General features: G+C 65.4%; 9 protein-coding genes. 2 read left to right on the top strand and 7 right to left on the bottom strand.

Annotated features, from left to right (window positions below; all coding sequences use genetic code 11):
• Positions 1 to 13: 13 nt before the first annotated feature.
• Positions 14 to 2386, top strand: coding sequence for a 3-hydroxyacyl-CoA dehydrogenase/enoyl-CoA hydratase family protein (locus C1924_RS08495; protein WP_108764894.1), 2373 nt, complete (start codon positions 14 to 16; stop codon positions 2384 to 2386).
• Between the two features lie 91 nt (positions 2387 to 2477).
• Positions 2478 to 3686, top strand: coding sequence for an acetyl-CoA C-acyltransferase (locus C1924_RS08490; protein ID WP_108749393.1), 1209 nt, complete (start codon positions 2478 to 2480; stop codon positions 3684 to 3686).
• A 563-nt stretch (positions 3687 to 4249) separates the two neighbouring features.
• On the opposite strand, the gene galU is transcribed toward C1924_RS08490, so the two are convergent.
• The 7 genes from galU to rpsA form a co-directional block, all read right to left on the bottom strand.
• Complete coding sequence (galU, locus tag C1924_RS08485; RefSeq protein ID WP_108764893.1) at positions 4250 to 5131, bottom strand: UTP--glucose-1-phosphate uridylyltransferase GalU; 882 nt, start codon at positions 5129 to 5131, stop codon at positions 4250 to 4252.
• On the bottom strand, positions 5132 to 7042 hold the full coding sequence (locus C1924_RS08480; RefSeq protein WP_174208953.1) for a nucleoside-diphosphate sugar epimerase/dehydratase: 1911 nt from the start codon (positions 7040 to 7042) through the stop codon (positions 5132 to 5134).
• Positions 7043 to 7057: 15 nt separating this feature from the next.
• Complete coding sequence (locus tag C1924_RS08475) at positions 7058 to 8035, bottom strand: glycosyltransferase family 4 protein (RefSeq protein ID WP_108764891.1); 978 nt, start codon at positions 8033 to 8035, stop codon at positions 7058 to 7060.
• A 3-nt stretch (positions 8036 to 8038) separates the two neighbouring features.
• Positions 8039 to 9217, bottom strand: coding sequence for a lipopolysaccharide assembly protein LapB (gene lapB / locus C1924_RS08470; protein ID WP_108764890.1), 1179 nt, complete (start codon positions 9215 to 9217; stop codon positions 8039 to 8041).
• A 6-nt stretch (positions 9218 to 9223) separates the two neighbouring features.
• Positions 9224 to 9508: a LapA family protein gene (locus C1924_RS08465; RefSeq protein WP_108764889.1), complete on the bottom strand. Its 285-nt coding sequence runs from the start codon at positions 9506 to 9508 to the stop codon at positions 9224 to 9226.
• 77 nt (positions 9509 to 9585) lie between these two features.
• The gene (locus C1924_RS08460; RefSeq protein WP_005409286.1) at positions 9586 to 9891 is read right to left on the bottom strand and encodes an integration host factor subunit beta; all 306 of its coding nucleotides are present in this window, start codon (positions 9889 to 9891) and stop codon (positions 9586 to 9588) included.
• Positions 9892 to 9981: 90 nt separating this feature from the next.
• Positions 9982 to 11667 (bottom strand): 30S ribosomal protein S1, encoded by a 1686-nt coding sequence (gene rpsA / locus C1924_RS08455; protein ID WP_108764888.1) that lies wholly within the window; start codon positions 11665 to 11667, stop codon positions 9982 to 9984.
• Positions 11668 to 11787: the final 120 nt, after the last annotated feature.

Raw genomic sequence — 11787 nt, 5'->3', positions numbered from 1 at the left:
AAGGCCCTACACCATGTCCAATTCCCTGCTAGTCCGCCGCGCCGCCGTGCTGGGTGCCGGCGTCATGGGTGCCCAGATCGCAGCCCACCTCACCAACGCTGGCGTCGACACCGTGCTGTTCGACCTGCCCGCCAAGGAAGGCCCGGCCGACGGCATCGTGCTGAAGGCGATCGCCAACCTGGGCAAGCTGAGCCCGGCACCGCTGGCCAGCAAGTCGCTGGCTGAAGCCATCACCCCGGGTAACTACGACTCCAGCCTGGAGCAGCTGAAGGACTGCGACCTGATCATCGAGGCCATCGCCGAGCGCATGGACTGGAAGCAGGACCTGTACAAGAAGATCGCCCCGTTCGTGGCCGACCACGCGGTGCTGGCGTCCAACACCTCCGGCCTGGGCATCAACAAGCTGGCCGACGTGCTGCCCGAACAGCTGCGCCACCGTTTCTGCGGTGTGCACTTCTTCAACCCGCCGCGCTACATGCACCTGGCCGAGCTGATTCCGGCCACCACCACCGACAAGGCGGTGCTGGAAGGCCTGGAAGCCTTCCTGGTGACCACCCTGGGCAAGGGCGTGGTGTACGCCAAGGACACCCCGAACTTCATCGGCAACCGCATCGGCGTGTTCTCGATCCTGTCCACCATCCACCACACCCAGCAGTTCGGCCTGGGCTTTGATGAAGTGGACGGCCTGACCGGCCCGCTGGTCGGCCGCCCGAAGTCGGCCACCTACCGCACCTCCGACGTGGTCGGCCTGGACACCATGGCCCACGTCATCAAGACCATGGGCGACACCCTGCCCAACGACCCGTGGCATGCGTTCTTCAAGTCGCCGAAGTGGCTTGAGGCGCTGATCGCCAAGGGTGCACTGGGCCAGAAGACCGGCGCTGGCATCTTCCGCAAGGTCGGCAAGGACATCCTGGTTGTCGACCTGGAAAAGCAGGACTACCGCCCGGCCGACCGCACCGCCGCACCGGAAGTGGTCGAGATCCTGAAGATCAGGAACCCGGCCGAGAAGTTCGCCAAGCTTCGTGAGAGCCAGCACCCGCAGGCGCAGTTCCTGTGGGCGACCTTCCGCGATCTGTTCCATTACAGCGCCTACCACCTGGCCGACATCGCCGAAACCGCGCGCGACGTCGACCTGGCCATCCGCTGGGGCTACGGCTGGTCGCTGGGCCCGTTCGAGACCTGGCAGGCCGCTGGCTGGAAGCAGGTGGCGCAGTGGATTGCCGATGACATCGTGGCCGGCAAGAGCATGAGCAGCGCCCCGCTGCCGGATTGGGTGTTCGATGGCCGCGACGGCGTGCACGCCGCCGAAGGCAGCTACAGCCCGTCGCGCAACGCCAAGCTGCCGCGCTCGTCGCTGCCGGTGTACCAGCGCCAGCGCTTCCCCGATCCGCTGCTGGGCGAGCAGTTCGCCCCGGGCGAGACCGTGTTCGAGAACGACGGCCTGCGCATGTGGCATGACGGCGATGGCATCGCCGTGGTCAGCTTCAAGACCAAGATGAACACCGTGTCCGACCAGGTGCTGGATGGCCTGCAGGAGTGCGTCAGCCGCGCCGAGAAGGACTTCCAGGGTCTGGTGATCTGGCAGCAGAAGGAACCCTTCTCCGCCGGTGCCGATCTGGCCGGTGCCCTCGGCCTGCTGCAGGACGGCAAGGTGGACCAGTTCGAGGAAATGGTCGCCAACTTCCAGCGCACCAGCCAGCGCATCAAGTACTCGCTGGTGCCGGTGGTGGCTGCCGTGCGCGGCCTGGCACTGGGTGGCGGCTGCGAATTCCAGATGCACAGCGCCAAGACCGTGGCGTTCCTGGAAAGCTACATCGGCCTGGTTGAAGCCGGCGTCGGCCTGCTGCCGGCCGGTGGCGGCCTGAAGGAACTGGCCGTGCGCGCCTCGCAGGCCGCTGGCCCGGGCGGTGACGTGTTCGCCGAACTGAAGAAGACCTTCGAGACCGTGGCGATGGCCAAGGTGTCCAACTCGGCGGTCAACGCCAAGGAACTGGGCCTGCTGCGCAGCACGGACAAGGTGGTGTTCAACAGCTACGAGGCGCTGTACATCGCCAAGGCCGAAGCACGTGCGCTGGCCGAAGCCGGTTACCGCCCGCCGCTGCCGGCGCGCCGTATCCAGGTGGCCGGTGACGTGGGCATCGCCACCTTCAAGATGATGCTGGTCAACATGCTGGAAGGCCGTTTCATCAGCCCGTACGACTACGAGATCGCCGAGCGCATCGCCACCGTGCTGTGCGGCGGCAAGGTCGACCGCGGCACCCTGGTGGACGAAGAGTGGCTGCTGACCCTGGAGCGCAAGCATTTCGTTGAACTGGCCCAGCAGGAAAAGACCCAGGCCCGCATCGCGCACATGCTGAAGACCGGCAAGCCGCTGCGTAACTGATTGATGGCGGGTGCCGGCTGCGGCCGGCACCACCTGCTGTGGCAGTCGAGCATGGCTCGACTCTACAAAACCCATTCGAGAGATCACTGCAATGACCAAGCAAATCCAGGACGCCTACATCGTCGCCGCCACCCGTACCCCGGTTGGCAAGGCGCCCAAGGGCATGTTCCGCAATACCCGCCCCGACGACATGCTTGCGCACGTGCTGCGCAGCGTCGTCGCCCAGGCGCCGGGCGTGGACGTCAACCGCATCGATGACGCGATCATCGGCTGCGCCATGCCGGAAGCCGAGCAGGGCATGAACGTGGCGCGCATCGGCGTGCTGCTGGCTGGCCTGCCCAACACCATCGCTGCGCAGACCGTGAACCGCTTCTGCTCCTCCGGCCTGCAGGCCGTGGCGCAGGCCGCTGATGCGATCCGCCTGGGCAACGCCGACCTGATGCTGGCCGGCGGCACCGAATCGATGTCGATGGTGCCGATGATGGGCAACAAGATCGCGATGGCGCCGAGCGTGTTCGACAACGACCACGTGGCCATTGCCTACGGCATGGGCATCACCGCCGAGAAGGTGGCTGAAGAGTGGAAGGTCTCGCGCGAAGAGCAGGACGCGTTTGCCCTGGCCTCGCACCAGAAGGCCATGGCGGCCATCCAGAACGGCGAGTTCAAGGATGAAATCAGCCCCTACGAGATCGTCTCGCACCTGCCGGACCTGGCCGACGGCCAGCGCATCATCACCCGCAACAAGGTTGCCGATACCGACGAAGGCCCGCGCCCGGACTCCTCGGCCGAAGGCCTGGCCAAGCTGCGCCCGGTGTTCCGCAACGGCCAGTTCGGCGGCACCGTCACCGCTGGCAACTCGTCGCAGATGAGCGACGGCGCCGGCGCGGTGCTGCTGGCGTCGGAGCAGGCGATCAAGGACTACGGCCTGACCCCGCTGGCACGTTTCGTCAGCTTCTCGGTGGCGGGCGTGCGTCCGGAAGTGATGGGCATCGGCCCGATCGCCGCGATCCCGAAGGCACTGAAGCAGGCCGGCCTGACCCAGGACCAGCTGGACTGGATCGAGCTCAACGAAGCGTTCGCCGCGCAGTCGCTGGCGGTGATCCGCGATTGCGGCCTGGACCCGAGCAAGGTCAACCCGCTGGGCGGCGCCATTGCCCTGGGCCACCCGCTGGGTGCGACCGGCGCGATCCGTACCGCGACCCTGCTGCACGGCCTGCGTCGCCGCCAGCAGAAGTACGGCATGGTGACGATGTGCATCGGCACCGGCATGGGCGCGGCGGGTATCTTCGAGGCACTGTAAGGTTCAAAGCGTTGCCGGCGGATGTGCTGGCTTGCTGTGGGGCCCGGGCGGGTGAGACTGCCCGGGACACGCCGTAAACCCGTCCTTGGGGGCTCGATGGCGCCATCCATGGCGCCAACGGTCCCGGTCAGCCTCACCCACCCGTGCCATCCGGCATTCCGCGCGGCGGAGGGGTGAGCAAGAGCAAGAGCTGGGGTCAGAGCCCTTTGCTGCGCAAAGGGATCTGACCCCAACAAGCAACCCCAAAAGAAAAAGGCAGCCATTGGCTGCCTTTTTTTGCTTTTGCTCTTGCCCTTGATTCCGCCCTTCCCGTCCGCGCCGCACGGAAACTGTCGAGAGGCGGAGGCGGGCCGATGCAGGACCGCAGGCGCCATGGGCCCGAGGCATGCCTCGGGCGGGTTGGGCAGGACGCCCAACCCCGGTCTTGCCGTGTGCGCAGGACAGCGCACACGAGCAAGGCGCCTACGAGCCCCCATGGACGGGTTTACGGCGTGTCCTGCAAAGGCCCACCCATCCCGCCCATCACGTATCAAACGAAGCGCTGCACGGAGCGCTCGAAAAACTCACTCTTCCGCCAGCATCTCCGTCAGCTTCGCGCGCGCCGGCTTGGCCAGCTTCTTGTTTTCCAGCGCGAAACGGATGGTCGCTTCGACCAGGCCCAGATGGGTGCCGCAGTCGAAACGGGTGCCCTCGAAGCGGTACGCATCCACTTCTTCGGTCGCCAGCAGCGATGCAATCGCATCGGTCAGCTGGATCTCGCCGCCGGCACCGGTGCCGGTGGATTCCAGCAGCTCGAAGATCTTCGGGCTCAGCACGTAACGGCCGACCACCGCCAGATCGCTCGGCGCGTCCTCCGGCTTGGGCTTTTCCACGATCTGCGAAATGCGGCCCTTGCGGCCATCGAAGGCTTCGGTCGCGACAATGCCGTAGCTGGCCGTGTTCTCGTGCGGCACATCTTCCACCGCGATGACGCTGGCGCCGCTGGCCTCGTTGAGGTCGGCCATCTGCTTCAGCGCGCCGTCGCCACGGTTCCAGATCAGATCGTCCGGCAGCAGCACCGCAAACGGCTCGTCACCGATTACCGACTTCGCGCACAGCACGGCATGGCCCAGGCCCAGCGCTTCGGCCTGGGTGACGAAGATCGCGCGCACGCCTTCCGGCAGCACGTGGCGGATCATCTCCAGCTGTTCGTGCTTGCCCGCACGTTCCAGCTTCTGTTCCAGCTCGTAGGCCTTGTCGAAGTAATCGGCAACGGCGTGCTTGTAGCGGTTGGTGATGAACACCAGGGTGTCACAACCGGCCTCGATGGCCTCGTCAACAGCGTACTGGATAAGCGGACGATCGATGATCGGCAGCATTTCCTTCGGAACCGTCTTGGTTGCCGGCAAAAAGCGCGTCCCGAGCCCTGCCACTGGAAAAACCGCCTTACGAATTCGCTTGCTCATTTAATACCTGTTGGCCTCGCGTGCCGGAAAGGGAACCACTTTAGCGGAGGAGATGTAAGCGTCCTGTTCAATCGGAGAGAACTCCGGCATCGTCGCGAACAGGACCTCCCGGATGGTATCAGTGTCGTATTCGGCAATCGCGTCACGCAGTCTCGGCACGTTGCCCAGCACGACGTCGCGCGAGAACGTGCGCACGCCGGCTTCCAGCACCTTCGGGTGCGAGGTCGGCCGGTAGTCCTCGTCCGAATAGAACAGAGTCTCGTGCAGCTTCTCGCCCGGGCGCAGGCCGGTGTAGATGATCGGAATGTCCTTGTACGGCTGCTTGCCGGCCAGGCGGATCATCTGTTCGGCCAACACGCGGATCGGCACCGGCTCGCCCATGTCCAGGGTGTAGATGGCACCGTGCGATGCCGACGCCGCGGCCTGCAGGATCAGCTGGCAGGCTTCCGGAATGGTCATGAAGTAGCGCGTCACTTCCGGGTCGGTCACCGTGATCGGGCCGCCGCGCAGGATCTGATCGCGGAACAGCGGCACCACGCTGCCGGCCGAATCGAGCACGTTGCCGAAGCGCACGGTAACGAAACGGGTGTGCGTCGATTTCTGGTCCAGGCTCTGACAGATCATCTCGGCATAGCGCTTGCTGGCGCCCAGCGCGTTGACGGGGTCCACGGCTTTGTCGGTGGAGATGAACACGAAATGCTCGACGCGCGCTTCCATGCACGCACGCGCCACGTTCTCGGTGGCCAGGATGTTGTTGCGCACCGCTTCGCGCAGCTGGCGCTCCAGCACGGGAACATGCTTGTAGGCGGCGGCGTGGAAGGCGGTATCGACCGGATGCAGCGACAGCGCGTGGCGCATCACGGCGGGGTCACCGCAATCGCCCAGCACGGCCTCGATCTGCACGTCGGGGAAGCTGCGGCGCAGCTCGGCCTCGATGGTCAGCAGCAGCAGCTCGCTCATTTCCAGCAGCACGATGCGGCCGGCACCATGGCGCGCGCACTGGCGGCACAGCTCCGAACCGATCGAGCCGCCAGCACCGGTGACCATGACCGTGCGGCCACCCAGCCAACCCCGGATCAGGTTCCAGTCGGGCATGATCGGCTTGCGCCCCAGCAGGTCCTCGATGGCCACTTCCTTCAGCTGGCCCGGCAGCGACTGGCCCTGCAGGATGTCACTCAGCTTGGGCACGGTGCGGAACGGCACCCCAGTGCTTTCGCAGATGGCCACCACGCGCTGCATGCCCACCGCATCCAGCGAGGGAATGGCGATGACCAGCAGCTTGGCCGCCGTTTCGCGGGCGACGGCCGGGGCGTCATCCAGGGTGCCCAGGATCGGCAGGCTCTGCAGCTTGGCGCCGCGCAGGTGCGGGGCGTCGTCCAGCAGGCCCACCGGCTCGAAGTTGCCGGAACGGCGCAGGTCGCGCACCAGGGTCTCGGCCGCCTGGCCTGCGCCCAGGATGAGCACGCGCCGCGCGGTCGAATCGGACTGCAGCGCCTGGTAGTCCTTCCATGCCCGGTACAGCAGGCGCGGCGCGCCCAGCAGCGCCGACAGCGCGAACGGATAGATGACCAGCACCGACAGCGGAACACCGTTGAAGCGCTTCCAGGCCAGCACCAGGACGATGGAGACCAGGCCGATGAAGCTGGCCTTGAAGATGTTCAGCAGGTCGCTGACGCTGGCAAACCGCCACAGGCCACGGTACAGGCCGACCCGCCAGAACACGACGCCCTGCAGCGCCAGCACCAGGGTGGTGTCGACGTTCCACAGGGGCAGCGACGGGGCATCGGGCAGGATGGAGTAACGGCCGGCATGAAGCAGCTGCCAACAGGCCCAGACCATGAACAGGTCATGGCAGACGATGGCCGTGCGAGGCAACAGGCCAAGGATTCTGTCCCGCCAGGGTGAAGACATATGTCGCGTAATTCCTTATCGGTGGCGCAATCCATTGCGCAGGAGGAGCCAAAGCAGGGACAGCGCGGAGATCCACGCCACCGCTACGACAGCCTCCCACCTCGGCTGCAATCTGGTGCAAACAAAGAACACTGTAATGCTGAACAGGCCTACAACAAAGTACATCCCTGTCACCCGGGCGTGGCTGGCTCCTGCCTGCACTGCGCGCTGGTAGACATGCTGGGTGTGGGGTTCCATCCAGCGCTGTCCTGAAAGGATGCGCGCCAACAGCGTGAAGCCCGCGTCCACAAGGAACGGGGAAATGGGCACCAGCAGCATCACCCAGCTGATTTCCGTGCGCAGCGCGGCCACGGCCAGGACCACCGACACCGCGTAGCCGAGCGCGCCACTACCGACATCGCCCATGAAAATGCGCGCCTTCGGGAAATTGAACGGCAGGAAACCCACGCAGGCCAGGCCCAGGGCGATTGCGACCAGGGAATACGGCCATGGCAGCACGGCGGCAAAGCCCAGCGCGGCGATCACCGCCTGGCTGCTGGCGATGCCGTTGATGCCATCCATGAAGTTCCAGATGTTGATGAGCGATGCGGTGAACACCAGCACCAGCAGGGCCAGCAGCCAGCTGCCGCCGTGCACCTTGACCAGTGCGGCGAGCAGGCCCGCGGCGATGAAGTGCACCAGCAGGCGGCGCAGGGCCGGCAGCGGCCGGTGGTCATCCCACCAGCCGATGCCCGCCACCAGCACCAGGCCCACGCTGGCCACCAGCAGGCTGGGGGTGGCCGCCGGCCAGGCCCACATGGCCACGCCGGCCGCCACCAGCAGGCTGATGACGATGGCGATGCCGCCTCCGCGGGGGGTCGCTACGCTGTGACTGCGGCGTTCACCGGGCTGGTCGAGCAGCTGCCGGTGCACGGCATAACCGCGTGCCGCCCAGGTCAGCGCCGCGCTGAGCAGCGCCAGCCCCAGCAGCGCGCCCATCACCCACCAGGCCATGGCTCAGAGCACCGCGTAGTTCAGCAGCGGCTTGACCGTTCCCCATTCCTTGCAGCTCGGGCACTGCCAGTGGTGGGTACGCGCACCGAAACCGCAGCGCGTGCAGCGGTAGGCGGGGTTGCGCACCAGCAGCTGGTCGGTGATGTGCTTGAGGTCGTGCAGGGTGGCGGTGGAATCGGCGCCTTCGGCCAGGGTCAGGTCGATCAGGGCGGATTCGCCGCGCACCGACGGGCGATCCTTCAGCTGGCGGCCGAGGTAGGCACGCGCCGGGGCCACGCCCTCCTGCTCTTCCATCAGGCGGGTGAGCGCCAGCACCGGGGCGATGCCGCGGTAGTGTTCGGTCATTTCCGACAGGAAGGCGCGCGCGCCGCCGAGGTCACCCACCTTGCGGTAGTTCTCCATCAGCGCCGGCAGCAGTTCGGGCAGGTATTCGGGATCGTTGCGAGCAGCGCGCTCGAAGGCACGCACGGCGGCCTCGGCGTTGCCCGCGTCGGTTTCCAGGCGGCCTTCGATGATGCCCGCACGTACCGACATGGCGTCGGCCTGGTAGGCACGGGCAATGGCCGCCCTCGCCTCTTCCAGCTTGCCGGCGCCACGGAAGCGCTCGGCCAGCTCGCACTCGAACTGCCCGATCAGCTTGCCCATCGGCTCGCCGGTGACATCCTCGAAGCGGGTGGCATTGTCGATGGCCTTTTCCCAGTCGCGCTCGGCCTGGTAGATGCCGATCAGGTGCTTCAGCGCCTGCGGTGCGCGCTGGTCCAGCTGCGCCAGCTCGGTGAACACGGTTTCGGCGCGGTCCAGCAGGCCGGACTTCATGTAGTCCTCACCCAGGGCCAGCAGCGCCTGCACGCGCTGCGCGTCGCTCAGGTCGTTGCGGTTGACCAGCCCCTGGTGCAGGCGGATCGCACGGTCGACTTCACCGCGACGACGGAACAGGTGGCCCAGCGCGACCTGGGTTTCGAAGGTTTCCTTGTCCAGCTCGGCGATGTGCAGGAACAGCTCGATGGCCTTGTCCGGCTGCTCGTTGAGCAGGTAGTTCAGGCCGCGGAAATAGGTGCTGGACAGGTGGCTGACCTGGTTGTCGCCATGGCGTTGCCCGCCGCGCCGCCCGATGACCCAGCCGGACAGCGCCGCCAGGGGAACGAACAGGAAGAACCAGAACCACTCGGTGACGAAATCCATCTTCGATCAGCGTCCATCAAAAGATTGGGAGGGGGAAACCGGCGCCACGGGCGTGGCAACCGACTTGTTGGCGCGGCGCAGCTGGGCGTAGAGCGGAATGACCACGCTCACCAGCACCAGGCCGGCACCGACGATGACGCCGATCAGCAGCGACGCGATGATCGCCACGCCGATCGAGGTCTTGAGTTGGGTGAACAGCAGGTTGATGGTCATCTCGTCCATGTTCATGGCACCGATGATCAACCCGAGAAGCAGAACCGCCAGCAGGACCAGCAGACGAAAAACCTTCATGCGACAGCTCCAGTGGCAGGAGGTCGTAGCTTATCCGACTCGCCGCGGTATTCGCACGCGGTGACGCGACGGGACACTCAGGCCGGATCGGCGTCCAGCGGCAGCACGCTGCTGACCCGCTCGCGCAGTTCCTTGCCCGGCTTGAAGTGGGGGACGTGCTTGCCCGGCAGGGCAACCGATTCGCCCGTCTTCGGGTTGCGGCCCAGACGCGGCGGACGGTAGTGCAGCGAGAAGCTGCCAAAGCCACGGATTTCGATGCGATCCCCAGCAGAGAGGGAACCGCCCATCATTTCCAGCAACGACTTCACCGCCAGATCGACATCATCGGCCTTCAGGTGCGCCTGGCGGCGCGCGAGGATTTCGATCAGTTCGGATTTGGTCATTGCCGGCTCACATCAGGGATCACTCACCCTGAAACGGCCCGGGCTATGAAGCCCGGGCCGTCCAGGAAACAACAGACAGCGTAAGACCGATTACTCGGACTTGTTACCGTTCAGCTGTGCACGCAGCAGCGCGCCCAGCTGGGTGGTGCCGCTGGAAGCCGAAGAGGACTGGTATTCCTCCAGCACTTCGCGCATTTCAGCGTCGTCCTTGGCCTTGATCGACAGCTGCAGGGTACGGCCCTTGCGGTCCATGCCCACGAACTTGGCTTCGACCTTGTCGCCGACCTTCAGGTGCTGGGTGGCGTCGTCAACGCGCTCGTTGGCGATGTCGCGCGCCGAGACGTAACCTTCGATGCCGTCAGCCAGCTCGATGATCGCGCCCTTGGCGTCGACTTCCTTCACCACGCCTTCAACCTTGGAGCCCTTCGGATTGGCAGCCATGTACTGGCCGAACGGATCCTGCTCCAGCTGCTTGACGCCCAGGGAGATGCGCTCGCGCTCCGGATCGACGGCCAGGACCACTGCGTCCAGGGTGTCGCCCTTCTTGAAGTTGCGAACGATGTCTTCGCCGGTGGTGGCCCAGCTGATGTCGGACAGGTGAACCAGGCCGTCGATGCCGCCGTCCAGGCCGATGAAGATGCCGAAGTCGGTGATCGACTTGATCTGGCCCGACACCTTGTCACCCTTCTTGTGGGTGGCAGCGAAGGTTTCCCACGGATTGGCGGCAACCTGCTTCATGCCCAGCGAGATGCGGCGACGCTCTTCGTCGACGTCCAGCACCATCACTTCGACTTCGTCACCAACCTGCACAACCTTGGACGGGTTGACGTTCTTGTTGGTCCAATCCATTTCGGAGACGTGCACCAGGCCTTCGACGCCCGGCTCGATCTCAACGAACGCGCCGTAATCGGTGACGTTGGAGACCTTGCCGAAGACGCGGCTGTTGGCCGGGTAACGACGGCCGATGTTGTCCCACGGATCCTCGCCCAGCTGCTTCAGGCCCAGCGAAACGCGGTTGCGCTCGCGGTCGAACTTCAGCACGCGCACGTCCAGCTCGTCGCCGACGTTCACGACTTCGGACGGATGGCGCACGCGCTTCCATGCCATGTCGGTGATGTGCAGCAGGCCGTCGATGCCGCCCAGGTCCACGAACGCGCCGTAGTCGGTCAGGTTCTTGACGACACCCTTCAGGATCGCGCCTTCCTGCAGCTTGTCCATCAGCTGCTCGCGCTCTTCCGAGTGCTCGCTTTCGACGACAGCGCGGCGCGAAACCACGACGTTGTTACGCTTGCGGTCCAGCTTGATGAGCTTGAACTCGAGTTCCTTGCCTTCCAGGTAGGCCGGATCGCGCACCGGGCGCACATCGACCAGGGAACCCGGCAGGAAGGCGCGGACATCCTTGATGTCCACGGTGAAACCGCCCTTGACCTTGCCGCTGATGCGGCCGGTGATGGTTTCGTTCTTTTCCAACGCTTCTTCCAGCTCGTCCCACACCATCGCGCGCTTGGCCTTCTCGCGCGACAGGACGGTTTCGCCGAAGCCGTTCTCGATGGAGTCGAGGGCGACCTTGACGATGTCGCCTTCGGCGACGTCGATTTCGCCAGCGTCGTTACGGAACTGTTCGATCGGAACGATGCCTTCGGACTTCAGGCCGGCGTTGATCACCACGACGTCGCCGCGGACTTCAACAACGGTACCGCTGACGATGGCGCCCGGCTTCAGCTTGGCCAGGTTGGCCTGGCTGGCTTCAAACAGTTCGGCAAATGATTCGGTCATTAGATTTACTCTGTTGGACACATGGGTCGGTGGCGTCCCTTCAGGGATTGGCGACCGCCCGCCTGTTGGTCGACCCCGGAAAAGCAGGTCGTGTGTAGTAGGAAAACCGCCACGCATCAT

The organism is Stenotrophomonas sp. ESTM1D_MKCIP4_1 (genome assembly GCF_003086895.1).
GTDB lineage: Bacteria > Pseudomonadota > Gammaproteobacteria > Xanthomonadales > Xanthomonadaceae > Stenotrophomonas.
This window is presented reverse-complemented; position numbering and strand designations above follow the sequence as displayed.

Bases quoted from the DNA above. Each gene is read 5' to 3' on its own strand.
- C1924_RS08495 (WP_108764894.1), top strand. From the start codon at position 14: ATGTCCAATTCCCTGCTAGTCCGCCGCGCCGCCGTGCTGGGTGCCGGC.
- C1924_RS08490 (WP_108749393.1), top strand. From the start codon at position 2,478: ATGACCAAGCAAATCCAGGACGCCTACATCGTCGCCGCCACCCGTACC.
- galU (WP_108764893.1), bottom strand. From the start codon at position 5,131: ATGAGCAAGCGAATTCGTAAGGCGGTTTTTCCAGTGGCAGGGCTCGGG.
- C1924_RS08480 (WP_174208953.1), bottom strand. From the start codon at position 7,042: ATGTCTTCACCCTGGCGGGACAGAATCCTTGGCCTGTTGCCTCGCACG.
- C1924_RS08475 (WP_108764891.1), bottom strand. From the start codon at position 8,035: ATGGCCTGGTGGGTGATGGGCGCGCTGCTGGGGCTGGCGCTGCTCAGC.
- lapB (WP_108764890.1), bottom strand. From the start codon at position 9,217: ATGGATTTCGTCACCGAGTGGTTCTGGTTCTTCCTGTTCGTTCCCCTG.
- C1924_RS08465 (WP_108764889.1), bottom strand. From the start codon at position 9,508: ATGAAGGTTTTTCGTCTGCTGGTCCTGCTGGCGGTTCTGCTTCTCGGG.
- C1924_RS08460 (WP_005409286.1), bottom strand. From the start codon at position 9,891: ATGACCAAATCCGAACTGATCGAAATCCTCGCGCGCCGCCAGGCGCAC.
- rpsA (WP_108764888.1), bottom strand. From the start codon at position 11,667: ATGACCGAATCATTTGCCGAACTGTTTGAAGCCAGCCAGGCCAACCTG.